This window comes from Opitutales bacterium (assembly GCA_013215165.1).
Lineage (GTDB): Bacteria > Verrucomicrobiota > Verrucomicrobiia > Opitutales > JABSRG01 > JABSRG01.
This window is the reverse complement of sequence record JABSRG010000008.1, coordinates 52674-78694: the sequence shown is the minus strand read 5'-3', so window position 1 is coordinate 78694 and position 26021 is coordinate 52674. Positions and strand designations below refer to the sequence as shown.

General features: G+C 49.4%; 25 protein-coding genes. 14 read left to right on the top strand and 11 right to left on the bottom strand.

The window, feature by feature from the left end:
• Window positions 1-363 precede the first annotated feature (363 nt).
• Together HRU10_02575 and HRU10_02570 are read right to left on the bottom strand one after the other, a co-directional pair.
• Window positions 364-3243, bottom strand: coding sequence for a hypothetical protein (locus HRU10_02575; protein ID NRA26115.1), 2880 nt, complete (start codon window positions 3241-3243; stop codon window positions 364-366).
• A 60-nt stretch (window positions 3244-3303) separates the two neighbouring features.
• Window positions 3304-3642 (bottom strand): hypothetical protein, encoded by a 339-nt coding sequence (locus HRU10_02570; protein NRA26114.1) that lies wholly within the window; start codon window positions 3640-3642, stop codon window positions 3304-3306.
• Between the two features lie 208 nt (window positions 3643-3850).
• On the opposite strand from HRU10_02570, the gene HRU10_02565 reads away from it, so the two are divergent.
• On the top strand, window positions 3851-5152 hold the full coding sequence (locus HRU10_02565) for a response regulator (protein ID NRA26113.1): 1302 nt from the start codon (window positions 3851-3853) through the stop codon (window positions 5150-5152).
• Between the two features lie 46 nt (window positions 5153-5198).
• On the opposite strand, the gene HRU10_02560 is transcribed toward HRU10_02565, so the two are convergent.
• Window positions 5199-5696: a response regulator gene (locus HRU10_02560; protein ID NRA26112.1), complete on the bottom strand. Its 498-nt coding sequence runs from the start codon at window positions 5694-5696 to the stop codon at window positions 5199-5201.
• Window positions 5697-5848: 152 nt separating this feature from the next.
• On the opposite strand from HRU10_02560, the gene HRU10_02555 reads away from it, so the two are divergent.
• On the top strand, window positions 5849-7090 hold the full coding sequence (locus tag HRU10_02555) for a twin-arginine translocase subunit TatC (GenBank protein ID NRA26111.1): 1242 nt from the start codon (window positions 5849-5851) through the stop codon (window positions 7088-7090).
• Between the two features lie 3 nt (window positions 7091-7093).
• Window positions 7094-8233 carry a YjgP/YjgQ family permease gene (locus tag HRU10_02550; protein ID NRA26110.1) on the top strand — a complete coding sequence of 380 codons (1140 nt, stop codon included), beginning with the start codon at window positions 7094-7096 and terminating at the stop codon, window positions 8231-8233.
• A gap of 46 nt (window positions 8234-8279) precedes the next feature.
• Here the strand turns inward: HRU10_02550 and HRU10_02545 are convergent, their stop codons facing one another.
• The gene (locus HRU10_02545) at window positions 8280-8603 is read right to left on the bottom strand and encodes a divalent-cation tolerance protein CutA (protein NRA26109.1); all 324 of its coding nucleotides are present in this window, start codon (window positions 8601-8603) and stop codon (window positions 8280-8282) included.
• A 100-nt stretch (window positions 8604-8703) separates the two neighbouring features.
• Here HRU10_02545 and HRU10_02540 point away from each other — a divergent pair, with 100 nt between their 5' ends.
• From HRU10_02540 to HRU10_02525, 4 genes are read left to right on the top strand one after another with little or no spacing between them, the layout of a single operon-like run.
• Window positions 8704-10122 (top strand): deoxyribodipyrimidine photo-lyase, encoded by a 1419-nt coding sequence (locus HRU10_02540; GenBank protein ID NRA26108.1) that lies wholly within the window; start codon window positions 8704-8706, stop codon window positions 10120-10122.
• Window positions 10123-10177: 55 nt separating this feature from the next.
• The gene (locus HRU10_02535) at window positions 10178-11050 is read left to right on the top strand and encodes a hypothetical protein (protein ID NRA26107.1); all 873 of its coding nucleotides are present in this window, start codon (window positions 10178-10180) and stop codon (window positions 11048-11050) included.
• Window positions 11040-11942, top strand: a complete 903-nt coding sequence (locus HRU10_02530; GenBank protein ID NRA26106.1) for a shikimate dehydrogenase — start codon at window positions 11040-11042, stop codon at window positions 11940-11942. Before HRU10_02535 ends, HRU10_02530 begins: the two co-directional genes overlap by 11 nt.
• Complete coding sequence (locus HRU10_02525) at window positions 11939-12895, top strand: prepilin peptidase (GenBank protein NRA26105.1); 957 nt, start codon at window positions 11939-11941, stop codon at window positions 12893-12895. Before HRU10_02530 ends, HRU10_02525 begins: the two co-directional genes overlap by 4 nt.
• A 65-nt stretch (window positions 12896-12960) precedes the next feature.
• Here the strand turns inward: HRU10_02525 and ruvC are convergent, their stop codons facing one another.
• From ruvC to HRU10_02510, 3 genes are all read right to left on the bottom strand, one after another.
• On the bottom strand, window positions 12961-13551 hold the full coding sequence (gene ruvC, locus HRU10_02520) for a crossover junction endodeoxyribonuclease RuvC (protein NRA26104.1): 591 nt from the start codon (window positions 13549-13551) through the stop codon (window positions 12961-12963).
• 2 nt (window positions 13552-13553) lie between these two features.
• Window positions 13554-14336 carry a sulfite exporter TauE/SafE family protein gene (locus tag HRU10_02515; protein ID NRA26103.1) on the bottom strand — a complete coding sequence of 261 codons (783 nt, stop codon included), beginning with the start codon at window positions 14334-14336 and terminating at the stop codon, window positions 13554-13556.
• 149 nt (window positions 14337-14485) lie between these two features.
• Complete coding sequence (locus HRU10_02510; GenBank protein NRA26102.1) at window positions 14486-14731, bottom strand: hypothetical protein; 246 nt, start codon at window positions 14729-14731, stop codon at window positions 14486-14488.
• 280 nt (window positions 14732-15011) lie between these two features.
• Here HRU10_02510 and HRU10_02505 point away from each other — a divergent pair, with 280 nt between their 5' ends.
• From HRU10_02505 to HRU10_02485, 5 genes are all read left to right on the top strand, one after another.
• Complete coding sequence (locus tag HRU10_02505; protein ID NRA26101.1) at window positions 15012-15938, top strand: ATP-binding cassette domain-containing protein; 927 nt, start codon at window positions 15012-15014, stop codon at window positions 15936-15938.
• 19 nt (window positions 15939-15957) lie between these two features.
• Window positions 15958-16683 carry an ABC transporter permease subunit gene (locus HRU10_02500; protein ID NRA26100.1) on the top strand — a complete coding sequence of 242 codons (726 nt, stop codon included), beginning with the start codon at window positions 15958-15960 and terminating at the stop codon, window positions 16681-16683.
• 15 nt (window positions 16684-16698) lie between these two features.
• Window positions 16699-18624 carry a GldG family protein gene (locus HRU10_02495; protein NRA26099.1) on the top strand — a complete coding sequence of 642 codons (1926 nt, stop codon included), beginning with the start codon at window positions 16699-16701 and terminating at the stop codon, window positions 18622-18624.
• Between the two features lie 17 nt (window positions 18625-18641).
• Complete coding sequence (locus tag HRU10_02490; GenBank protein NRA26098.1) at window positions 18642-19694, top strand: DUF4340 domain-containing protein; 1053 nt, start codon at window positions 18642-18644, stop codon at window positions 19692-19694.
• 129 nt (window positions 19695-19823) lie between these two features.
• The gene (locus tag HRU10_02485; protein ID NRA26097.1) at window positions 19824-20273 is read left to right on the top strand and encodes a hypothetical protein; all 450 of its coding nucleotides are present in this window, start codon (window positions 19824-19826) and stop codon (window positions 20271-20273) included.
• A 26-nt stretch (window positions 20274-20299) separates the two neighbouring features.
• Here HRU10_02485 and HRU10_02480 read toward each other — a convergent pair whose 3' ends face one another.
• Together HRU10_02480 and HRU10_02475 are read right to left on the bottom strand one after the other, a co-directional pair.
• Window positions 20300-21232: a hypothetical protein gene (locus HRU10_02480; GenBank protein NRA26096.1), complete on the bottom strand. Its 933-nt coding sequence runs from the start codon at window positions 21230-21232 to the stop codon at window positions 20300-20302.
• A gap of 162 nt (window positions 21233-21394) precedes the next feature.
• The gene (locus HRU10_02475) at window positions 21395-22171 is read right to left on the bottom strand and encodes a metallophosphoesterase family protein (GenBank protein NRA26095.1); all 777 of its coding nucleotides are present in this window, start codon (window positions 22169-22171) and stop codon (window positions 21395-21397) included.
• Between the two features lie 175 nt (window positions 22172-22346).
• Between HRU10_02475 and aroC the strand changes: the two genes are divergently transcribed.
• Window positions 22347-23450, top strand: coding sequence for a chorismate synthase (aroC, locus tag HRU10_02470; GenBank protein ID NRA26094.1), 1104 nt, complete (start codon window positions 22347-22349; stop codon window positions 23448-23450).
• Window positions 23450-24208, top strand: a complete 759-nt coding sequence (locus HRU10_02465) for a hypothetical protein (protein ID NRA26093.1) — start codon at window positions 23450-23452, stop codon at window positions 24206-24208. The genes aroC and HRU10_02465 overlap by 1 nt, the downstream gene beginning before the upstream one ends.
• On the opposite strand, the gene HRU10_02460 is transcribed toward HRU10_02465, so the two are convergent.
• Window positions 24205-24864 carry a DUF2062 domain-containing protein gene (locus HRU10_02460; protein NRA26092.1) on the bottom strand — a complete coding sequence of 220 codons (660 nt, stop codon included), beginning with the start codon at window positions 24862-24864 and terminating at the stop codon, window positions 24205-24207. The genes HRU10_02465 and HRU10_02460 overlap by 4 nt on opposite strands.
• A 119-nt stretch (window positions 24865-24983) precedes the next feature.
• Window positions 24984-26021, bottom strand: a complete 1038-nt coding sequence (ruvB, locus tag HRU10_02455; GenBank protein NRA26091.1) for a Holliday junction branch migration DNA helicase RuvB — start codon at window positions 26019-26021, stop codon at window positions 24984-24986.

Below are 26021 nucleotides of genomic sequence, written 5' to 3'. Positions count from 1 at the left end.
TGACTTCCTTGATCGGAAGTCCGCCAGAGCCAACCACTTTTTAATTTTTTAGCGCATCCCTATGGGATGGCTGTGAAATATGTTCTGAATTTCCAAGTTACGAGCGAACTTTCATCGAACTTATAGAGATGTATGTGATGGATAGCAGAGATCCTACGGCTGCTCGAGGCATCATGGATAGGGCGAGACAGCAATTCTCCAAAAATTCTGAGAAGCTAGCTCGCGTGGAGTATGCCTACAAGGCGTCAATAGAGAGAGCCGAGGAGCGAAAATTGAAACCTAAGGAAAAACTCAAATTGAAGCGTTATGACGTCTAGGTCTCAACGAGTAGTCCAGGTGAGAGGATAGGGGGCGGTCATATGCCTATCCCCAGATGTCATCCTCAGTATCTGAAGCCGGCTTTTCAGCCTTCTTCTTTTCTTTAGTTTTTGATTTGGTTTCGTTGCCACCAAAGCCGAACAGGCGGGCGCTACCTTTTTTCTTCTTCTTTTGGGAGTTGGATTTCTCTTTTTTGGAAGAGGGCTCAGACTCACCCCAAATGTCTTCATCTGCTTTCTGAGGTTTTGTTTTTTCAGGCAGCTTTGGCATTCCAAATTTCTTGTAGCCCGTGGGAGGTTCGGGCTCTTCGGACTGCTTTGGAGCGGAATCTACCTCTATAGACGGGCTAGGAGGAGGTTCATTTTCAATTTTCGAATCTTTGTCTACTACCGGAACAGATTCCGGCTCCTTTTCGAGGTTTCCAGGTTTGTCTTCATCTTCAACGAGAGATGATTTCTCTGAAGGCTCTTCCCGTTGTTTGACAGCTTGTGCTGGTTTGTGTGCCGTCGAAGCGCTTTCCGAGAGATAAGGGGCGAGCGACGATTGAATCGCCTCATTCATCAAGTCTACCTCGTTTTGAGCTTCCTCGATTCCGCTCTTTAGGTTCACCAAGTCTTTATTCAGCGACTCTAGCTCATCATGGGCCCGCTTTTGTGCTTTTTGGTTTTGTTGGGCAATCTCATGGACATCGGCTTCCAGATTTTCCTGATTACTTGAGAGCTGTTTTACTTCATCGTCCTTATTTTGAATCTCTTTAAAAAGGCTATCGAGTTGTTCGTTGATGAGGTCTGATTTTTCTTGGGCTTCCTTTTTGGCGGTCTCACGGACTTTAGCTGCTGTCTCCTCTAGTTCCGTTTCTTTTTGTTTTAACGCATGTTCGGCCTCTTTGATCGCGGTTAAGTTTTCTCCGATCTCTAATCGAATAGACTCGAATTCGGTCTTCTTCTCATCGAGGCCAGATTGAGTCTCTTGGACTTCTTTCTCGAGGTCAGCTAGCCCTGACGCTAACTCACATTCGATCGCTTCGATCTGTTTGTCAAATGAAGCATTCGCATTCGCTAAGCTCTCTTTTTTCCTCGTTTGCGCAGCCGATTCAATCTGGCTGAGTTCCGATCTGAGGCGATTTTCTAGCTCCTCCCTTTTGGTCGCCAGAAGCTGTTGTTTTTCGACTAGCTTAGCGTTCTTTTGTTTGTTTGCGTCAAGTTCGGTCTGAATTGGAGTAATCTCTGAAGACGCCGATTCAAGTTCTAGTTCTTTAGATGAAATATTCTCTGATATCTGTGCAATGTTACCTTTTGATGACTCCAAGACTTGCTTTCTTTTGGCTTCTGCTGCGTCAGCGGCTTCGGTTTGGGCTTCGCTCAAGCTGTCTATCTCCGCTTTCGCGGCGTCACGCTCATTTGCAACTGCCTTGAGCCTTTGCTCAAATTCTAGTCTAATCTCTTCTTCTTCTAGGTCTTTCTGCGCGATCAGGTCTTGAAGGCTTTTCCGCTTTTCAGACAAGCCTGCTTCCTCATGGACGAATGCATTATCGATCTCTTCGAGATCTGCTAACCTAGATATTTCCTCCTGTTTCAGGCTATCTTGTAATGCATTGATTTCACCGTGAATACGACTGGTAGTCGCCTCGGCCTTTTGACGTGCTTGCTCAAGGGCTTGCGTCGACTCATCGATCTTAGCCGAAAATTGCTCTAGACTTTCTTCATTGGCTTCGATTACAGCCGTAAGTGTGGATAAGTCGTGCTGAAAGCCGTCTTTCGTTGCCTTCAATTGTTCGGAAACTTCAGCCTCAAGCGAATCGGCTAATTGCTTGATCTCAGCTTCGTGAAGGTGTGAGCATTCTGCCTTCTTTTTAGCTGCCAGATCTGGAGCTGCCGCCAAGCTAGAAGTCAGTTGGTTTTTCTTTTCAGTTAGGCTGTCGATATCAGCGGAGATTTTATCCGAATTTCGCCGCGCTGAAGACACCTTTGAATCGGTGAAGCTTTTCTGTTTTTCATATGTTTCAAACAGGGATTTTTTGGCCTCATTAAGTTTGAGGGCCTCCTGCTCCGACACCGCCTTCGCGCGGCGTTCGGCGTCAGTGTTTTCAGACTCTAACTCTGAAACTTTAACATTTAGCTTTCCGAGCTCTGTCCCTGATATCTCTCGGTTCTGCTTGAGCGCCTCAAGTGACGCTCTTTTTTCTTTGAGAGTTTCGCGTGGAAGGGCTGCTTCTTCCTGGATCTCACTGCTTCGTTTTTGCGCTTTCTCGACGAGATTAGAATACTCTTTTTGCTTTAACTGGAGTTGTTTTTGAGCGCGTTCTCGGGCATCGACCAAAGCTTTTTGCTGAATCTTGAGGATGGCTTTTTGCTTTGGCTCTATGTTCAAATTCTCCAGGGGGTCATCATCTGAAACCGTTTCGCTGGCACGCCTTGGTTCAATTGAGGGATCAATCTCGAGGTCTGGCAACGCCTCCTCCGCCTCGAGCTCATTCGTCTCATTGATAGCATCGGTAGCTACTTCGGATTTTACCGCTTCATTTGTTTCAACTTTTTGAGCGTCTGATGCCTCTGAAGACTTTCCACTTTCGAGTTCTTTACGCCATTCAGACGATGGGCGGGTGTTTATCTCCTGGATGATGCGTTCGAGTAGCTTTTTCTGTTGAGTTGAGCCACTTCCAGATATGACCAAAGTAACTGCAAAGCCATTCGCTCGAGTCACAATGAGTTGATTTTTTTCAAATTCAATTTCGACGCTATCGGGAACAAAAAGATTACTCTCCGCAGACTTTTCTAGTTTTCTGACGAGCGTATTTAGGCGATCTCCCTGATTTTGGAGATTTGGAGCCTCTAGCCTTGAAGCGACCACATTTCCCTTTGTGTCGGAGACTTGGATGCCCTTGAAACCGTTGTCTTTAGCGAGTTCGTCCCAGAGATCTTTCATAATTGGTAAAAACAGAAACCTTCGGATTTAGGATAACCGAAGAAAGCCCCGTTTATCGAATCAGGCCACGAGTTTCAGAATGTCTTCAGCGTTTACTTCGTTGTCCGCGATAATTCCGATACGCGTTCCTTCATTTCGTAAAAAAAACGCGGAATAATATGATGAAAGGAGTCTGAAGTATTTTGAATCGCTGTCGAATAGGGCCTGGCCCATTTCATCTACAACCGCGGCCGTCTGTTGAACGAGAAGTTCAACAAGGGTTTGTAAATCACCGCCGGAGACCATGATATTACCTACATGATCGGTGATTACGTAGCTAATGACGCGCCTGTCTTCGTCCAAAAGATGGGCAGTGGTGCGGGTATCTAGTTTAGGTGTAGAGGAGGTCTTTGTTGGCATCTAGGAGAGTGGGGTAATGATGCCAAGAGAAGGTTTATACGGCCTGAAAAACAAGCTATTTTATTAACGGCAGTCATTTGGAAAATAAAGGTCTTTAGTATTTTTACGTTATTTTATGCATATGGCTCACGTCTGCGGCACAGTTAGTCTATAGATTGGAATTTCGGTATTGAAACCGATTTCAATTTGCCGTCACAAAGATCTTCTTATGGACCGAAGCTTGCTGATATTGGATGAGGATATAGACTACTGTAATCTCTTGGTGGAGATTTTTACTCAGGCTAGTTATACCGTAGCTGTAGGCTCAACCGATTGGGACCTTAAAGCCAAATTAGCTGAGTTAAAGCCATCTATCATCGTCCTAGACTATAAATTTGGAAAGAGGCGCGGTATTGAGATCGTTCGAGACATCCATGCTGTTTTGCCGGCCAGCAAGGTCATGGTCGTGTCGTGTTCTTTGGCAGAACAGACTATCAGAGCTCTGATTGCTGAGGAAATAGATGGGCTTTTTACTAAACCATTGAAACCCATATCTTTCTTAAAGCGTGCGTCGGATTTGTTGAGTCAAATCAAGGTCGAAGCGACGCCTGAAGAAGCGATCCGAGGCAAACGAGGTAGCTTCATGGTGTCGGGTCATCGACTGAGTGCATTTCCTGGTAGGTCTCAGGCCTCGAAACGTTTCGCAGAAAAGCTGAATCAGGTAAAAGCCTTCAAGTCTCGACTGTTGCTTGTAGGCCAGGATGGCAGCCCGTTTAAGCAGGTAGCGGAGGATATCGTTGAGGCCAATCGATTGGACGGTGAATTGTCAGAAGCCCTCATTGTGTTTGATCAGCACAATCTTGATTTTTCTTTGCTTGAGGCCCAGGCGGGACAATTGAAGTCGGAGGGTTTCTCCGGTATTATGGTTGCCTTCGCCCAAGCTGAGAAAATCACCGACGAGGACTGTGTGACGATCCGTCAGATACAGTCTGAGGGTGGCTTTCTGGATCAACATAGCCTGCAAGTGCGCTTTATTTTCTGTCTGCGCTCAGAATTAGATACTCTCTACGATGCAGGGGATATTTCGACCAACGTATATATGACTCTTGGAGCTACGGAATTGAAAATTCCATCTTTAGCAGAATGCCCCGAGGACATCCCGCTGATCGCTCAAAAGATGTTGGATGATTTGGCGGAGGCGAGAGATCTGCCTGTCACTCCTCAGTTGGATGATACTGCACGCACCTATTTGCGGGAGTTCCCATGGGCAAACGGATTTGATGAGCTTAATGTCTGCTTGGACTCGGTGCTGAGTCGGACGGCCGATGAATTCATCACCCAAGATCATTTCCCCATAAACGGAGATAAGGATACGAAATCTGAGTCCCTGACCCCTTTAAAACGTTATCTTCTGGCTGAACGAGACGAGTATGTCAAAGCGCTGGTGGAGCTCTGTGATGGCGACCTTAAAAAGGCTGCAGATAGCCTGGGTGTAACTGAGGAGTCTATCAAAAAACTGGTTAGTAAATAAGGACTGTTTCTTTCGAAAAGCAGGTTCGATTTTATGGCGATTTCCCCTAACCATCTACAAGCAAATAGCCTTCTCGTATAGCTTCGCTGATAATAAACGGATCGAGTCCCGTAATGCCAGAAGGAGGTAGGTGACCTAAATTGACAAAGAAGTGGGCGAGCTGCTTGGAAACGATCTCAACGAGCGTATCTGCATCCCAAGGTTTGGTTACGTAGTAGTCGATACCCCCTTGGTTGATCGCATCGATCGTGTCTTCATGGCTTGCTTGGCCCGTCAGGAGGATCTTACGCGTGAGGGGCAATCGACTGTCTCGTGCTAAATCTGAAAGCAGTGCCACGCCTGTCTCTCCTGGCATCAAGTGATCACAGACGACCAGCGCAAGGTGGTTTCCCACTTTGATGATCGACTCTACCAAATCCCGCGCATCCTTCGCGGATTCGGCAGTTTCTATCGGGAAAAAGTCCTCGAACTGGGCCAAGGTTCGCGTGACTGAATCGAGCACTTCTGGCTCGTCATCAATACAGATGATGACGTGTTTTTCCATGTCTACAAGAGCAGCTTTATTCCGATAAGACCTCAACGTTTTTCTGACAGCAGATTCGTTTCAGACCCGACCTTTTACGGTAGTGCAACATTTGAGTTGAAGGGATCGTTTACCTGAGTGTCTTATCTATCATTTTGGACATGATATAAATTGTGAGCGACGAAGAAAAGAGATTGCCGGAAGATGAATCTGGAGGCGACGAGTCCGAAAGTCAGGGCATGCCCCCGAAAGATGAGCGTTCCATTCCATCGAAGGGAGAGGCCTCTCCACCAAACGATTCTACAAACGGGAAGACACAGGAAGATGCGCCGGCTGACTCATACGAGGGAGAAGCCTATGATTTTGATTCAGATCATGCTGATCTCATCGAAGAAGAATCTGCGGACGTAGACGATCCGAACTACGATTTCGATGCGGATCATGCGGGCATGTATGAGGATGAGGATTCTGTTGATCATGAGGCAGGCAATCAGATTCATGATTACCAAGATCATGAGCATGTTGGGCACCCACCCGCAGCGCAGCCTTACCAACCGGAAGAAAAGGCCCCAGAATTTGATCCTTTTGAAGATGTGGCTTCATCAATTGAGGAGGGGCTTGGAGTAGGACAGGATCGACGCGGGCGCGGGGAGCAGGGTGAGATGACGTTCCTCGAGCACCTAGAGGATCTCCGGGGCACGATTTTCAAGTCGGTAGTCGCATTCCTTTTGGGAATGGGAGTGATGGGCTTTTTTATTCCCAACGTTGCAGATGTGTTAGGATGGCCACTCATGACAGCTCAGAAAATGCATGGTTTTGAGGAGTTCCAGAATCCCATCATGTATAAGCCACTGGGAGTATTCATGGTAATCATTCAGATGGTTTTTATGGGAGGACTGGGGCTGGCCCTACCTTTTATACTTTTTTTCGTGTCGCAATTTGTAGCGCCTGGATTGACCAAGAAGGAACTACGGGTGTTGGCTCCAGCATGCATTAGCGCCTTCCTGCTTTTTATTATGGGTGTATTGATCACCTACTTTTTGATTCTGCCACCTGGGTTGTATTTTGCGATACTGGCGACATCTTGGCTTGATTTTGAACTCCTACTGGCAGCTACCGAGTATTACTCTCTAGTGATTTGGCTATGTCTTGGGGTCGGTGCTTTGTTTCAATTTCCTTTGGTGATCATTATCCTAAGTTACATCGGGATAATCAGTGTCCAGTTACTGACAAAAAGCCGTCGACTCGTGTTTGTCATCATGCTCATCGTATCTGCGTTGATCACTCCCGGTGCGGAGCCATTTACTTTCTTAGTCTTAACAGGGTTTCTCTATGTGCTCTATGAGGGATCCATTGTAGTGGCACGGATGATCGGTAAGCGCGGTCATGATGAAGAAGAGGAGATTCCCTCCTAAATTGTGTATCGGATTCAACGCCAGATTTTTTGGGATGTCGTAGTCGCGACAGCGATAGCGACGGGTTTTCTGGTGTTCTTGCTGCTCTCTGCTAGCGCCTTGCGTGATATCATGGAGTTAGTCGCGGCCGGTCAGGTTCAGACATCGGTTTTTTTCAGGCTGTTGGGACTCTTACTACCCTATGTGGGGGCATACGCCTTACCGATCGGTTTGCTTGCCGGAATATTACTGGTGTTTGGAAGGATGTCAGCCGCACGGGAAATCGTTGCGTTACGTGCAGCAGGGATGAACTACGGTACGATCCTGGCACCGGTGATTGTGTTTGTGTCACTGGGTGTCGTGTTCGGTTTGTTAGTTAACGTCGAGTATGCTCCTTCCGCAAAGTCTCAGTATCGTACGCTACTTGGCGAAATTGTGCGCGATCAACCGACTCGATTTTTCGCTCCCAAAGCGTTTATTCGCGATTTCCCTGGAATGGTTATTTACGTCGGAGATCGTGAGGATGACATACTCGAAGACTTTTGGGTCTGGCAGCTCGACGAGGAGGGGAGGACAGATGTGGCCATTCGCTCTGAGGAGGGGGTGTTGAAGTACGATCGTGAACGCGGCTCGATCGTTGTCGAATTACAGAGAGCTCAGCTAAAACGTTTTGCGCGGGACTTCGAAGACTTCGGTACCACGGACAGAGAGACGCTGATGGTAAACTCCACCTCGATTGAATTACCACTAGACCGTGTGCTCAATAGCCAAGAGCGCACCTCAAGCCTGAGCCGCCTTACTGGCAGGCAACTCATCCAATGCCTTGACGCAATCGAAAGAGGCCGAGTCACTCCCATCCGCTTGCGCGATGAGGTGGACGCCTCGGATATTCGAACTCAATTTCAAGAGAACGTGGCCAAAAGCTTTGCGCCGCTTAGTTTGACGCTGATCGCAATACCGTTGGCAGTTCGTGTGGGTCGTAAAGAGTCGCACACAAATATAGCCATCGCGCTAGGGATGTCTCTGCTCTATTACTTCGGGCTCGCTTTTATGGGGGTGCTACAAGAAGCCCTGCCGATACCCGGAGAAGTGCTGGTGTGGATGCCTAACCTTATTTTCCAATTTGTGGGCGGCCTCATGATGTGGCGCTTTCTTCGAGGTTGAAAGATGTTGCCTGGATCTGGGTGAATCACGCTGGCTTTTCGAGCCTCTAGACTTCAGTCTGTTTGAGTGCCCATAAGTGGTAAGCCGGGAGCACATCCTTAGGTTTACAAGCGATCCACGCTGGCGTCTCGTATGGATGATGCTTTTGAAAGTATTTAGTAATCGCATCATTGTGCGCACCTGGAAACTTAACGGTGAGCCGATACTCCATGTTGCTCTTTATGTCGCCCTTCCAGCGATAGAAACTTCGGATCGGACCGTCAATTTGAACGCAGGCAGCGAAGCCCTCTTGAACAAGACCATTAGCCAATTCCTCAGCCTCGCGTTCGGTCGAGACCGTTGTCCATCCAATCATTAGCTTCTTTTTCATCTGCCCGGTAAGTCCTGACTATCATATTTGTCGATGTCGTCAGTCAGGTCGAGATTAACGTGCTATTTGCATCCAGGTGCGAGCTGATTATGAATCTGTGATGAAAACAGCCATACTTTGGTTCCGCCAAGACCTGCGACTGAGCGATCATGGGGCGATTGCGCATGCGATCCAGCACGGCTATCAACTCATTCCAGTATTTATATGGGATCCCGCTCGAGAAGGTGCATGGGCAGCCGGCGGTGCGACACGATGGTGGCTTCATCACGCTCTAGCATCCTTAAACAAAAAAATATCGGGTGCCGAACTCTGGATAGGACAGGGTGAAAGTGCAGAACTCCTCAAAGATCTAGTCACTCGTACCGGCGCGGAGGCTGTCTTTTGGAGTCGGCGGTATGAACCGGAAGCAATTGTAAGAGATACCGAGCTGAAGACCTTAATCGGACAGTGGGGTGTCGAAGCACGTTCGTTTAATAACGCCTTGCTGTTCGAACCTCAAACAGTGAGCACGGGTCAGGGCAGACCCTATCAAGTTTTTACCCCATTTTGGCGCCAAGTATCCTCCGGAAAAATTTCTCGGCCACATAGATATGACCAGTACGAGGTGTCTTGGTTGTCCGCGCCCGATGATGGGAGCACTCAGTTAGATGAGCTAGCGCTTTTGCCCAATATAAATTGGGACGCGGGCTTCCACGACAGATGGGAGGTCAGTGAAGAGGCGGCACAAGGGGAGCTCCAACGCTTCCTGGACTCGGGTATACGGAATTATGGAGAGCGAAGAGACTATCCGTTCGAACGGGGCACATCTCGGATGTCACCTTACCTTCACTTCGGTATGATCTCGCCTAGACAGGTCTGGGAGGCAGCAGATGCAGTGTGTCATGACCGCGGTATTTCTGATGAGACCTACTTGAAAGAAATAGTCTGGCGCGAGTTTGCTCATCACATCTTGTATCATTTCCCCCATACTCCAGAAGCGCCTCTTCGCGACAAATACGCAGACTTTCCCTGGAACGAAGATGTGGCTTCGCTCCGCGCTTGGAAACGGGGCATAACCGGCTATCCGATTGTCGATGCGGGTATGCGGGAGTTGTGGTCTACCGGTTGGATGCACAATCGGGTACGCATGATTGTGGCTTCTTTTCTAGTAAAGCACCTCTTGATATCTTGGCAGGAAGGAGCGCGTTGGTTTTGGGATACATTGGTCGACGCCGACTTGGCGAGTAACACCCTTGGCTGGCAGTGGGCAGGGGGGTGTGGAGCCGACGCGGCTCCTTATTTCCGTATTTTCAATCCGATGACTCAGGGAGCAAAGTTCGATGCCGCGGGCGACTACGTGCGGCGTTGGGTGCCGGAGTTAGCGAACCTATCAACGCCCTATATTCATCAACCGTGGGAGGCACCTGCATCCGCGTTGAAGGATGCAGGGGTGATACTCGGAGAGACTTATCCTCATCCCATTGTGGACCACAAGGCATCACGTAATCGAGCCTTAGAAGCTCTGGATGCAATCAAGTGATTACCCATGTCATTGAAGGATTGATAAACTCGAATTCCATCCGTTGTTTTTGACTATGCAGCCACCATCATCAGCCATGCCGTCATGGGAATCTGTGGATTCATTGCTCGATGACAGTTCGCAGGTTGTACGTAAAACCCTGCTTCAGATGTTTAAGCAGTCACCGGCTGAGGCGCGTAGTTACCTCCAAGTGCGGCTTGAAGATGATGGGCATCCGATGATTCAGAATGCGGCACAACGCTGGATGAGGGAGTTGGGTTTTCTGGATTACAATGCGCGATTTCGAAGCTTTATTGAGAGCTATGCTTATGAGCTGGAGACCGGGTCCATACTGCTGTGCCAGACCCATTATCCCGATGCTTCCGCCACTACTGTGTGTCAGTTTCTGGATAAACTCGCTCACCGTTATCATGAACTTGCAGTCAGTCCATTGTCGTTGAGGCAGAGCTGTCAGGTGCTCAATCGTATTTTCTTCCACGAATATGGATTTCGTGGAGATTCAGAGGATTTCTATAACCCAGAAAACAGCTTTATCCACCGGGTGATTGAGCGTCGAAAGGGGATCCCGATCTCATTGTCTATTTTGTATTTGCTCGTTGGTCAGCGTGTCGGCCTTGAGTTAGAGCCTGTTGGCGCTCCGGGTCGGTTTTTAGTGGGTGCTTATGGAGAGGGTGATGTCTTCTTTATCGATCCTTTCGAAAGAGGTGCTTTTCGAAGTAGAGATCTCTTGATTGAAGAACTGTTGTTACCCCAGGGAGTGGAAGATGAGCGCGCGCTAAACCCATGTCCCATTGGAGAGGTTTTATGCCGTTGTTGTCGCAATTTGGTCCAGCAATTTGAATTGGCTGGGGATAAAGCATCGATGAAGCTGTATAAGGGGTTTGTCAGTACTTTTGAAGCTGCCTACGCTCGGGCGGATGACGTCTGAAGTCTACACCATTGAAGATTTGAAAGCCTGGGATCGCCCTGGGACATGGTTGGCCGTATTGGGCAAGCCAATTCATCATAGTCTGAGCCCTGCCATGCATCAGGCGGCATTGAGGCACATGGCTCAAGAGCATCCGGAATTCAACGATTGGACCTATACGCGTTTCGAAATCGCGGTTGAAAATCTTGCCGAGGCTTTAGCGCTATTGCATCAGCATCGATTTTTAGGGGTAAACCTGACTATTCCTCACAAAGTTGAGGCTCTTAAGGCAGTGACAGAGAGAGAGGAGTCCGTGGATCACATGGGAGCGATCAACACCTTGTCCTGGCAGCCTAATAGATACCGAGGATACAATACAGACGGTTTCGGCATGGAGCGAGCGATTGCTTTGAATTTGGGAGTCAGGCTAGACGAGAAACCTGTCATAATCCTCGGAGCGGGTGGGGCAGCGCGTGCCGCTGCGGTGCAGTGCTTGGAGCGGGGCTGTTCTGAACTTTGGGTGGGGAATCGGACACAAGGCCGATTGGAGGCGCTCGTTGATGATATGGCGCCCCTGTATCCAAATGCGGAGATACGTGGTTTCCGGTTCGGCTTTGTTCCTCAAAGTTTACCTAAAGGTGCATTGATCATTCAGGCTACCGCGTCGGGTCTGAAAGAAGGAGACGAGCTGCCTCTATCGTTTGAATGTTTTGATGAAAGCGCCGTTCTCTTCGACATGATCTATAATCCGTCCGTAACGATTTCTATGCAAGCCGCTCAGGCAGTGGGAATGCGTGTAGCTAATGGTTTGGACATGTTGGTCTATCAAGGTGCGCGTGCTCTGGAAATTTGGACACAGTTCGATGTTCCGGCAGCAGTCATGCGGACTGCTTTACTCAACTATAAGGTATGAATCTGATCGAGAATTTTGAGTTCATCCAGGCTGAAGCACCCTGGTTCTTCGCGCTGGTAGCATTTGGTTTGGGTGCAATTGTCGGAAGCTTTTTGAATGTATGCATCTATCGCATTCCTGCTGGGTTGTCGGTGGTTACACCAGGGTCACGCTGTGGAAGCTGCGGGACACCCATCAAGTGGTACCACAACATACCCATCCTGAGTTGGGTGCTCTTGCGAGGAAGGGCTGCCTGTTGTCACGCTAAATTTAGCATCCGGTATCCAGCGATCGAGCTATTGACCGGCCTGTTTTTCCTTTGGAGCTGGCTGGCGCATCCTCCCTTAATCGCGGGGATCGGGATGCTTTTTGCTTCGATTCTTATCGCGACGACTTTCATCGACCTGGACCACATGATCATTCCTCTGCGTTTTTCGATCGGTGGGATGTTTCTCGGCGTTTTGTTGTCGATTGCCTGTCCATCACTCCATGGCGTGGAGGAGACGGGGATCGTCGGTATGTTAAAGGGCGGTGTGTTCTCCGTGATTGGTGTGCTTGTCGGAAGCGCCATTATTTATTGGATTAGGTTACTCGCTGAGATTGCTCTTGGCAAAGAGGCGATGGGCGAGGGGGATGTCATGTTTATGGGCTGCATCGGTGCATTCTGTGGTTGGCAAGGTGCGGTTTTTGGAATCTTCGGGGGCGCGACCATAGGCACTATCCTACTAATTCCATTCATGATCGCCGCGCGTTTCCGAGGCTCTGTAGAACAAAACGCTGAGGAAGAAGTTCCTAGTGGTGCCAGAGAAGAAGACGTCGGTCCAAATGATCCGGAGGCTATGCCCGAAGCAGGCGTCGGCCTGAGTCTCGCAGTCCCCTTTGGTCCTATGCTAGCCCTGGGAGGATGGCTTCATTTCGTCTGGCTTGGGCCATTCTTTTCGGCCTATTTAGCTCCATTTGTGGAGATGTTTTGATCACGGGCTGATTGGTAAATCACATTCAAACCCATGGAGATGGATACGGCTTTAGACAAAAATGTTTAGTCGCGATGGGTGAAAGCGTGGCAAAGCGCAGCTCCAGTGGCGTCAGCTTCGTCAGATGGCAGCGGAACCGTAAGTCGTAAGATTTGCTGAACCGATTTTATAACTTGTTCTTTTGAGGCGCGCCCATGGCCTGAGACAGCTTGCTTGATACGGAGGGGAGCGTATTCGAAAATCTGAATATGACGTAGCGCTAGAGCAGTGAGGGCCGCCCCACGTGCGGTCCCGAGAATTTGTGCAGTTTGAAAGTTTTGCACATAAATCGTTTGCTCGACTGCCGCATGATCGACCTTGAACTGATCTGTAATAGCGTGAATGGCGGTCGCGATCTCATAGAGGCATGTCTGCATGCTTTCTTTGGGTTTCACCTTCACCGTTTGCGATAACAAGTATTCAGGCGCCGCGCCTGATTTCACTCGAATCAGGCTGAGGCCGGTGCCACGTAAGCTCGGGTCGACGCCCAAGACTGTGCCTGAAAAAGCTTCTCCGAGCCGGATAGATGGGTGCTGCGTGGTAGCGCTATTTCCCGTCGACTTGCCATTGCCGGCAAGGTGGGCCGCCCAGAGTTTACGTGGATTCGAGCGGGCCATGACTATATAAGCTGTGTGATCCCTGAGTAAAGAAGGCGTAAGCCCGCTAGAATAATGAAGAACCAGACCAAGACCTCAAACAGATCTTGTTTGATAAATCGCACGATCTTTGGAGCAATCAGTGCTCCGAGGGCAGCTGGAATCCCCAGCAACAGGCTAACTTGGATGGTATCCGTGTCGATGTTACCCAGGCTGATCTGGAGAGGGACTTTGATCACATTGGCCAGAAACCAAAACCACGCCATCGTGCCGATAAATGCGTATTTTGGGAGACCCACTGCGAGAAGATAAAGCGAGGCAACAGGCCCAGCAGCATTGGCGACCATCGTCGCAAACCCAGCCAGGACTCCGGTTGTTGCTACAAATGGCAGGGAGTGTGGGAAGGGGTCTGCGATGCCGCTAGCTTTCGCTTCGGCGACTTTGGATTTCCTGTAGAAATGAACGGCGGTCATCCCCATGAGAATGAGCGCGATAATGAGTTGGACGTGAGTATCTGATATTTTGTCCAACATGAAATAACCAACAGCTATACCCGCGGCAGTCCAAGGAACGAGTTTGCCCATATGATCCCACGCCGCGTGTTTTCGATAAACAAGCACCGCAACAATATCTGAGCAAATGAGGGTAGGTAACAAAATCCCCGCAGATAACCGTGCCGGAAATATCATAGCGAAGATAGCGACGGTCAGGTTGCCCACACCCGGTATCCCGCCTTTAGCTAGGCCGACCAAAAGGGCTCCCAAGATCAGAATCCCCCATTGTCCACTGTCGATCTCAGATATCATTTATCCGATCAGACCGATTCCGAGGAAAAGATCAAATATAGAGGTGTTACGCGGCTTGATTCCTGAAAATCCACGAACTGCATAAACAAAAAAGGCGAGCCCATCATGGACTCGCCCTCACCAATCAAAGTGGGACTGGCTGTGGAGAATTATTTACGGCCCTCTTCGCGCGTTTGGATAGTCTGAAGGTAGTCGTGGATGACACGATACTCGCGATTCACACGCGCGAAATCGTTACGCATCATAAAAAATTTGGCTGTGTCCAACATCAGCAAGTACTGTTTGCGATCTTGCTCGCTCATTAAATAAGCGACGTCAGCCCAAGTTCGTTGGATCTGGCTGATGCCGCGTAATGCTTTAATCTTTTGATTTAAATCTCCGTATTGCTTGCTCATGATTAAAATTTAGCAGGGGGTGTGCTCGATTAGAAAAAATCCTGAAAAAATGCTAAAGAAAATCAATATTTTATTCGACTTATCATCTTTATAAGGCATTGATTAACAATAATTAATAATCATTTACTAGATTATTTTTACACTTCGAAGATTCTGCTGCGGATTACACGAATGATTCGGTTTTCCCTTGAATTTTAGCGAAACAAGTTATCCGAGTAGCTGTTTTCACTCGCCTTAAGTGCGATCAAAACCCAATGCATATTACCCCGACAGTTTTGCAATGATTGAGGCTAAACACCTAGCTAAGGATTACGGTCCGTTTCGGGCGGTTGACGACGTGACATTCACAGTGGAGCCAGGCGATATTCTTGGCTTCTTGGGACCCAATGGTGCGGGAAAATCCACCACAATGAAGATGCTCACCGGTTTTCTTTCTGCGACAGCGGGCACGGCATGCATCAACGGTCATGATGTCTTTGAAGAGCCGCGCGCCGCGCGGACCTCTCTCGGTTATCTGCCCGAGGTTGGACCGCTTTACCAAGAAATGACCGTGCGAGAATTCCTGAGTTTTATAGCTCGTATTCGCGGCATGGACTCGTCTGTGAGTGTCCACTGCATTCATAGAGCTGTGGAATCCTGTAATCTCCACTCAGTGATGGGGCAGACCATGGACACCCTCAGTAAGGGCTTTCGACAGCGCGTCGGCCTCGCCCAGGCGATTCTCCACGACCCCAGCTGCCTTATCATGGACGAACCAACTGATGGCCTTGACCCGAATCAAAAAGATGAGGTGCGGTCGTTTATCGCAAGCATGGCTCAGGACAAGGCTATCATCCTGTCCACACATATTTTGGAAGAGGTGTCTGCTATGTGCAATCGGGTGATCATTATTAACCGTGGCAGAATGCTCGTCGACGAGCGTCCCGATGATCTCCTTAAACGCCATCCACGCTACAATTGCCTGTCTGTGACGGGAGAGAGTGATGCAATTGGACAATTGGCTGACGCGTTAAACGGAGGAGACAACGTGCTAAAGGTAGAGCGTTCTGAACCCAATCTCCTGACACTGGAACCTAGGGATCAAGTCGATCTCAGACCTGTGGTGCTCTCAATGGCCTCAGAAAAAAACTTGAAACTAGATGCTGTAGAACGCGAAGAGGTACGACTTGAAGATGTCTTCCGTGCGCTCACACAGCGAGCAGCCTAAGCGTTAATACTCAATTGCTATGAACGGACTTCGTACCATTTTTGCTCGCGAATTTTTCGGCTACTTCAGGACGCCAGTTGCATACGTTTTTCTTGTCGCTTTCATCCTCGCATCCATCGGCTTACCCTGGTTTGTGGGACGATTCTTTGAAGGGAACGACGCGTCGCTCAATAGATTTTTCACTTTCTTACCTTGGGTTTTTCTTTTTCTCATTCCTGCCGTCGGTATGCGTCTCTGGTCTGAAGAGAAACGCTCGGGGACTTGGGAGCTTTTGCTGACGCTACCCATCAGTCTATTTGACGCGGTGATGGGTAAATTCCTCGCGGCATGGGTGTTTGTAGCATTGGCGCTGGCATTGACCCTACCGATGCCGTTGACGGTAATGTATCTTGGGGATCCAGATCTGGGTCCTATGCTGAGCGGCTATTTTGGTGCCTTACTTATGGCGGGTGCCTATTTAGGCATTTGTTCACTGGCCTCAGCGCTTACTGAAAATCAGGTTATTGCCTTTGTTGTGAGTGTATCCGTCTGCCTGGTATTGGTCCTTCTGGGATTTGGCCCATTCAATGATTTCTTGGAAAACTTGAGCCTTCCGGTGCTACTTGTCGATGCGATCGCTCGCTTTAGTTTTGTTTACAATTTCGAGGCGATGTTCAAAGGCCTCATCACGGTCGGGAACGTTACTTTTTTCGTCTCACTGGCAGCCTTTTGTCTGAGTCTCAACCTCTACGTCCTGAAACGCTAGCCCAGGGATAATCTGATGAAATCTACACAGACTCTTTCGGCCGTCCTTCTTCTAGTGGCGGCTTTAATTCTTATAAACATTGTTGGTAATCTGCTGCCCGGTCAGATCGATATGACCTCTGGCAAGCTTTATAGCCTGTCTCCAGGCACAAACGCATTACTGAATGAGTTGGAGGAACCGATAGAGCTCACTTTCTATTATTCATCGTCGGCTGACGGCGTGCCGGTGAGCTTCAAAAACTTCGCCGAACGCGCGGAAGACCTCTTGGAGCAATACGACCGTGCTGGAGGCTATTTAGTCCGGCTCATATCAATAGATCCCCGTCCTGACACAGCAGATGAAGAAAACGCCATCCGGGCCGGCTTGACTCGCCAGCCGCTGCCCAACGGAGCGCCCCTGTTTCTCGGATTGCATGTCGTTCAGGCTGAGAAAGAGACACTCATTCCATTTTTCCAGCCGGAGCGTGAGCCCTTCATGGAGTATGATATTTCACGTCTAATCTACGAAACCACACTCCTGACGCGGCCTAGGCTCGGTATTATTACAGCACTTGATATGGATGGAGCCACCATGCCGTCAATGATACCCGGACAGCCGACTCAAGGTGTTCCGCCCTGGCTGGTTGTGGATGAGTTGAGGCGAACCTATGATGTGAGTTTCTTGGATCACAGGGATGAGGCTTCACTGGAATCTATAGATATTTTGGCTGTAATCCATCCTCCCAAGATGGAGCCTTACATGCTGTTCGCTATTGATCAATTTGTTCTTTCTGGAAAACCTGTGCTCTTTGCTATCGATCCGTCTTCGACTGTGAGACGTATGCAGAGCGCCCAGCAAAGTGGCGGTATGTTTGGAGGGCCGCCGTCACAGGTCAGTTCTAGTGATTTGGATAATTTACTTTCCGGCTACGGTATCAGCTTTGACCCACAGAAAGTTGTTGGAGATCTCGATAACGCGCTTCAGGTTTTCTCCCAGAATTCCAGTGCACCATTGCTGAATCCTACCTATGTCGCGCTCGAGTCTTTCGACAGCGAAAACCCCGTGATGGCCCAACTCAATTCTATCTGGTTGATCGAGCCCGGTAGCCTAAGTGTTTCGCCGCGACCGAATGTTCAGTTTGAGCGCTTGCTCCACACATCCAAACGCAGTGGAGAAATGATTAATGGCTCACTCAGCTTCTTACCACCGGATCAACTGATGGATCAGATATTGCCCGATTCTATCGAGCGCACCCTCGCTGGAGTGATGACGGGTAAGTTTCAGACTGCCTTCCCGGACGGATCTCCTCCGAAGCCCGAGGAGGAAAAAGATGAGGGTGAACAACTGATCGAGGCACTTCAAAACTCATTGCTTGAAGGCGGAGGGGAAACGAACAGTTTTTTGAGCGAATCTGCTGAAACAAGCCGGATTGTGGTGCTCTCAGACACCGACTTCATCTTTGACGAATTCGCTGTTCAGCGAGTGAATCTCTTTGGCGCGGAGTCCTACCGACCCTATAATGATAATCTGGCATTTTTTGCGAACCTCATCGATTCGCTCGCCGGCAGTGAAGCACTGCTAAATATCCGAGGTAAAGGCAGCATATTCCGCACATTTGACCGAATCGAGGCGATGGAACGCGCAGCCCAAGAAAGCTTCCGCAATGCTCAAATTGAGGTGGAGGCTCAGATTGCAGAGACCTCGCGTCAACTCCGTGAACTTCAACAACAGCAAGACTCCCAGGGCATCCTCGTCGCATCTCCTGAAGTGCTCGATGCGATTGAAGACTTGCGCAACAACGAGGCGGATTTTCGTCAGCGCCTTCGAGAAATTCGTAAGACCATGCGTGAAGACATTGAAGCCACGGAAATCACCCTTGCCGCGTTTAATATGATCGTTTCGCCCGTAATCATTATTCTCTTTGGAATCGCCTTTTTCGTCCAGCGCGGGAAACGCAAATAATTGTAAGACAATCAGGTATGAAACTGAAGCATCTAGCTATTGCCGTCGCAGCTTTGGGTCTTTTCACCATCGGAATGTGGTTTGTCCGACAACAAGGAAAGAGTTACACAGTAGATCCCATTATCGGCACTGCACTCGTGTCCGGGGACACCTTGAATGCAGCGCGCTCTATAGAGTTATTCGATGGGGCAGATGTGGCCTCGGTTACATTAATGCTTCAAGGTAATCAGTGGATGATTGAGGAATACTATCGTCTCCCCATTGAGTTCACCCGCCTGCGTCGTCTCGTCACCGAGCTAGGAGAATTAAAGGTGATTCGGGCAGTAACGGAAAATCCAGAGCGGATGGCCGCGCTGGATTTGGGTGATGAGCTCATCGTGTTCAGAGACTTGGACGGTCTTGAATTGGGACGCGTCGCATTTGGCCGGCCGGGGGAGACCGGAGGCGTCTTTGCCAAGACATCGCAATCACCTAAAGCGCTCCTTGTAGATCGTTCACCAGCGTTGGAATTTTATCCACTGGCCTGGGCGGACAAAACGCCGCTGGGCCTCGAAGTCGGCGGCCTGAAGACGGTCACGCTCAAATACCTCAACGGATACCAGATCGAACTCACTCGTGACGACGCTACCAATCATTACAGCGCAGCAACGAGCCTGCCGGAAGGGCAGGCATTGGATCAGGAGCAGGTGAGACGAGCAATTGATGCCATGTTGGATCCGCGCGTTGATTCAGCCACAGCCATCGATGATCCAGCGGTCGAAGAAGCCATGGTCTATGCCCATGAAATAACTTTAGTATATGACTCCGGAAAGGAGGTAGTTTACAGAGTAGGCCGCCGCCCCGAACAAATACTTCTGCCCGAAGTCTTCGAGGAGGGCCCAGAGCCATCTGATGAAGGAGTAGGGGAGAATGAGCCCGAGACAAAACCAGCAGGCGACGCTTATTTAGTGATGACTGGAATCGGCCCGGCTATAGATTCAATAGCTTATAAGCTGTCCAGCTCAACGTTTAAGCAATTCCCCATCGAATGGGATATTCTCGTTGAAACTCAGACGGACGATACGCCTTAATTGCCGCAATACTTGCAGCAAAATACGCCCTCGAGCCAATGTCACGTCCCCCGCGAACACCGTCATTTCCAGATAGGCTGTGTAGTGTGTGATTGACTTAGCTTCCGGCAGTGCCAAGCCCTTTAGAATATGATAAAATCGCGTTTCTTTTTTGTTTTAGTAGCTGTCTCTAGTTTCCTTGGCTTTTCGAACCAGTCGGCTGCGGAGGTCCTGGTTGATGTGAACGCTTATAGTTGGAGTGGAGGCCGGGCTTCGATCGATTTGGAAATGACAAATAAATCGGATACCACGATTTCGAGCGCCCGTGTCTGGGTGTTCTTGATGGACACTGAAGGTAAGGTCGTGGGAAATCATTCAGAGTGGTTATTTGGAGGTGGGGCCGAGCGGGCCGATGATGAGATTGAGCCGATTGAATCCGGGGAGGAGGCTGTCATTAGTTTCTCATTTCCTGCGGAAAAGCCATTTGACACCGCGCGTGTTACGTTTTCTCGAATTATCGATGATTCGGGCAAAACACTGAATTTAAACAAATTGCTCAAAGTCAGTGACCGGACTTCCTCCGAAAATGAGGGCAATTAGTCTTTTGGCATAAAAACGTATTCAGTTTAGGCTTGTGAACTTTGATTTTTGCCGCGTGTGTTTTCGTAAATCGCGAACCCGATGCTATTAATTTTCGATATTGGATAGAAGGTGAGGTATTGCCAGAGGGTTAGGAGCCCGAGCACAGTGTTATAGACGGTTGTTCCTGGCTTTTTATTGAAATACCAAATACAGAATTTGTATTCGAGGCTTCTGACTGACGGGCCTGCGAAGTGGAGAATCGCGGGGGTCTGGTGCGCGTATTTGTTGGAGAACTCGCAGATTTGTCGCTTCGGATCGACTTTTATCCGTGTGATCGCACTTAGAGGTGTCTTCATGAATTTTCCCCAGGCATGATAGGCCTGGCGACCGGTACTTTCTAGGGCAAGGCCATAAATTGTCTCGTCGTTTGGCCCTGCAGAATCGAAATTACGGATTTTTAAGGCAGCGCGATCTTGATATATTTGGTGGGCCTTTTCCACGACCGACTGGGCGAATGGGCCGCGATCAAAGTAGTATACTCCGCCGTTAAACTTAGGCATGCGTTTGATGCCTACCTGGCTCAGGGTGAAAGAGAGGTCTTCAAGGTAGGGGTCCTTTTGACCTGGGTGACGAAATCCAGACCAAATTGGTGAAAATCCGTATTTACGGATAGCGTCTAGCTCGTCATCGAAGGGTTTGAGGCAGATGCTATCGGCATCGATAAAGAGGGTCTCTTCGAAGGGAGAGTAGTCGTAGAGAAAGAGTTTTTGGACAACTCCTTTGCCGTGATCTGCCTTGAGCGGTATGACCTGATCGAAGAGTTCGTTTGAATAGGCTTCTTGATCAGTAATGAGTGCGATGCGATAGCCTGGCATATTAGCTCTGAGTGAGCGCGCGAGATCTTCGGCTTGTTTGATATACTTAGGTCTCCCAAAGGCCATCGTGAGGAAGCCGATTTCTTGCTTACTTGAACTCATGCAAAAACTGAACAGTCATTCATCCTAGTATCTGTCCAGGAATTCGTGTTTTTTAGGAGATAGTATGGAGTCAGCCCTAAAGCCATCACTCAAATCTCGTTAGGCCTAGATATGTTGGCGAACAAATTCATCATGGGCCTACTCCATGATTGCTCAAAGCTGCTATTCTCCGATTTCGAGCCTTTGCGCGGAGAAGAGGGGAAGCTTTACATCTAGGATGGCTTTTTGGGCAGCTTGAACGTCATAGATAACGCGACGGAGTAGGGCCATCTTTTGTGATGGTGAGTAAATAACATAGCTTGCTCTTGGGTCGCCATCGCGGGGTTGTCCTACCGATCCAACGTTAATCATCGAGGGCGTATCATGATCGATTTGGATACCATCAATGAGGGAGGATTCTATAACGTTTTCCCAATTTAAGAACGTCTCTCCAATATCCAGTTCCGAGAGGCTGTAACACACAGGGACGTGGGTGTGACCCATGAACGAAACGGGGGTGTCAATCGATTGAAGGTGGCCTTCAGCAGCAATTGTTGAAAACACGTAGCCCCACTGTTCTGGCTCTTCAAGGGACGCGTGCGAGTAAGTAGCATCACCGATGACCCGTTTGCGTGGCAAGTCCCGTAGATAGCCGAGTTGCTCTTCATTGAGAGCTTCTTTCGAGAAAACGGCTCCGGCCGAAGCGCCTGTCATCAGGTCAGTGTCGGGCACGCTCTCTGCAGCCATGTAGTCGTGATTTCCCTGAACGACCGGGCACTCCAACTCGCGAATCATTTCGAGGCACTCCGACGGGTGCGCCCCATAGCCAACGATGTCTCCCAAACAAATATGGCGTTCAATATCCAGTAGGAACGCATCTTCCAATACTGCTTTCAGGGCATAAACATTGGAATGCACGTCACTGAAAATGGCGATCCTGTCGTCAGAAAGGGCAAACACGTGGAAGTGGATTCGAATAAGGTTAAGACTGTCTTCTAGGTCGGCAAAATCTTGGTCAATTGTAATTAATCTGCGGGTTTGCTCCGTGTGAAGCCTAGTTTTGCTGACGTCTAAAACATTGACCCTGAGTGAGGGGGGCGAATGTTGGAAGGCTTTCGAACGAATCTACTGATTTATGGGAAACGTATTTGGTAAGCTATTTCGCATTTCAACCTTTGGGGAAAGCCATGGAGGGGGAGTGGGGGTCGTCATCGACGGCTGTCCGCCGGGAATCGCGATCACACCTGAAGAAATTCAAATGGAGCTCGATCGGCGGAAGCCAGGTCAGAGCAGGATTTCGACTCCACGCAAGGAGGCGGATGCAGTGTCCATCTTGTCGGGAATTTACGAGGACCGGACATTGGGGACACCCATAGCTATGTTTGTTGGCAATAAGGACCACAACCCCTCTGCCTATGATGAAATGCGAGACAAGTTTCGTCCAAGCCATGCAGATTTCACTTACCAGACTAAATATGGGATCCGCAATCCCGAGGGAGGAGGGCGCTCTTCAGCTCGAGAGACAATTGGAAGGGTGGCAGCAGGCGCCCTGGCAAAGAAGATCTTGAATGTGGCTGGCGTAGAAATACGCGCCTTTGTGTCGAGCATCCACGACATTGACGCGGATCCCAACCTGAGTTTTCCCTCTCTTGAGTCAGTGGAAGCCACTCCAGTCCGTTGCCCCGATGCATCCGTGGCAGATCAGATGATCGAGCGCATAAAAGAGATGCGAAACCAGGGAAATAGTGTGGGTGGTCGTATCGAATGCCGGCTTCGTGGACTTCCTGTTGGGTTGGGTGAACCGGTTTTTGATCGTTTGGAGGCTGATTTGGCCAAGGCGATGTTATCGCTGCCAGCGACAAAGGGCTTTGAGGTGGGCTCCGGCTTCGAGGGAACGCGCCTCACGGGTTTGCAGCACAATGATGTATTTGTAACGAAGGAGGACGGTCAGGTGGGTACACAGACAAATCGTTCAGGTGGGGTCCAAGGCGGTATATCAAATGGGGAAGACTTACACTTTCGGGTAGCTTTCAAACCTACCGCTACCGTGCGTTCAGCGCAGCAGACGGTCGATGAGTCTGGTCAAGCGGTAGAGATCGAAGGTAAGGGGCGACACGATCCGTGTGTGGTCCCACGTGCAGTGCCGATCGTGGAGAGCATGGCGGCACTGGTGGTCATTGATCACTGGATGCGTTTCCAGGCTCAGTGCAGAACATTTCCAGCTTCAAAAGCGGATTGATGAATCCGGATTTTAATCGTCCATGGCTATTCGTTATATTGGGTATACCCGATTCGGGGCGGCGTGCTGGGCTATTGGATTTGATTGAGAATGATCCCACGGACGTTGGATCAAATGTCGTACTGATGTCTCGTGCTGATGGGGTGACCGAAGCGGCACGTAGTCTCGATGCTTCGCATGCGGTCCAATTGGTGCCATGGTCCTGGGACGATGGGGTAATCCAATGCAACGCTCTATCTGCCGGAGCGGGAAGTGCACGCGACCGGATATTTTTAATCACAGAGCCGTTGCGCAATCCTGTAGACCAACTCGAAGCGATCGTCGGATTTGCGGAACGCATGCAATTTAGGATTGGCCGTATCTTTACATGGATCGATTGTAGGCGAGCGGTCGCCCATACCAAGGAGCTTGAAAAGTGGCTCGATGCGTGTGTGCATTTTTCTGACTGCGTGATGCTGTCCCGCCGCGATGGTATACCCGGTAAGCAAATTCAGGAAATAGAAGATCGTTATAAAAAACAGCATTTACCCTGTCTTTTCTTTCCAGTTAAGAAAAAGGGTTTTGATAATCCTGCGCTCATTTTGGAGCCGGTCGCTCGGCGTGCATCTCTAGCATTTGATATGGCGGATCCAATGTTTGAGGACGATCCAGATATCGAGGAGGAACCCGATTTAGTCGGTGAAGTGGATCCCTATTTTGCCCGAATGGTAAGTGGACGGAGAGAAAAGGTCGTTCCAGAAATTGCTGACCTTTTCTAATCCTGGTCTTCCGACATAGTTCGGCTCTCACATGGAGACCGTTTATCTGCATAAAGCCGACCAGTGGTCCGATTTACAATGGTCGTGAAAATAGTCGTGGACAGGATCGCGAAGAACAGGCCTAGAATGAGGCCACCCAAAAAAGTTGAACCCAGGACATGCCCAATCTGATCCCAACTAGTTGATTTATAGAAATTTATAAGCTGATCTGTTGACGTCGCTGCCGCTGCGAATTCGTCGACACTGGCAGCATCTTTTTTCGAATCAGAGATAGGCGCGAGTATCCAGCTGCCGATTTTGAATTTAGCTAAGTAAAGCGGAACGACCGTTCCCGGATTCGAGATCCACTGAAGTGCGACGATAACCGCTAGATTTGCCTTAATCCGCAATGCCAGTAATGAAGCCAAAAAGATTTGAATACCCATGATCGGCAAAAATGCGATAATGCAGCCATAGAAGAGGGCCCGCTGAACATAAAGCGTGCGAAAGGACCAGAGGTAGTCGCGCTTTCTGGCTGATTTGTGGAACCATTTAAGGACAGGATAACGTTGTAACGACGCACGGCGGGGGAGATAACGCAGGACGCGCTTCACACTGCGAATACGTGCGTGACGACGCATCCGGGCGATATCGACTTCTGAACTGGGCGTAGACAAGTGAATGAGGTTACGTGAAAAAAACGGAAACAGTTAACTATGTATTCGGTCCGCAAGGGCGCAAATAAAACGGTAGAGTATCCGGGTACCTAATGCATCTGAAGCGATGCTAATCTCCTTTAAAAAAGATTGGTTTGTTCGCTGCCGGCTTCTGGGTCTAGGCCGACCAACTGCCAAGCCTTCGGAGTGAGCACCCGACCTTGCGGCGTCCTTTGCAAGTAGCCTTCTTGAATTAAGTAAGGCTCATGAACGTCCTCGATGGTATCGGTCTCTTCACCGACCGCCACAGCAATTGTCGCTAAACCAGCCGGCCCACCTTTATAATGGTTGGCTAGGGTGGACAAAATGCGCTTGTCCAGTTCATCGAGTCCGTTTTGGTCAATGTCCAATAACTCCAGGGCGTCTGCGGCAATTTGTTTAGTGATCACCCCATCGGCTCGTTGCTGGGCAAAATCGCGGACAAAATTCACGAGGTTATTTGTGATGCGGGGAGTGCCACGAGCACGCTGGGCGATTTCCTCAGCTCCTTCAGGCTCAACAGTCACTCCAAGCAGCTTGCAGCTCCGATTCACAATGCGTATCAGGTCTTCGCGCTGGTAATAATTGAGGCGTGTTTGCAGGGTGAAACGACTGCGCAAAGGAGCTGTCAACATTCCGACGCGCGTGGTGGCTCCAACCAGAGTAAAACGAGGCACATTGAGCCGTACACTGCGCGCGTTGGGCCCTTGATCGATCATGATATCGATGCAGAAGTCTTCCATCGCAGAGTAGAGATATTCCTCCACTGTTTTGGGCATGCGGTGTATTTCATCGACAAAGAGGATATCGCGCTCTTCGAGGTTTGTAAGCAGTCCCGCTAAATCCCCTGGTTTTTCCAAAACGGGTCCTGCGGTAACACGGACTGTGACGCCGAGTTCAGATCCGAGAATGTGGGCTAGGGTAGTTTTGCCCAACCCAGGAGGTCCGCTGAGCAGGATGTGGTTGAGTGCTTCGTTTCTCTGAGACGCAGCGCCGACCATTATTTCAAGTCGCTCCACTGTGCGTGGTTGCCCACGAAAGTCAGAAAACGAAAGAGGTCTGAGCGCAGCATCTTGATGTGATGGCGATTGGGCAGATTGTTGCAAAAAATCAGTCCCTGTGGGGAGGTCGTTGTCCAT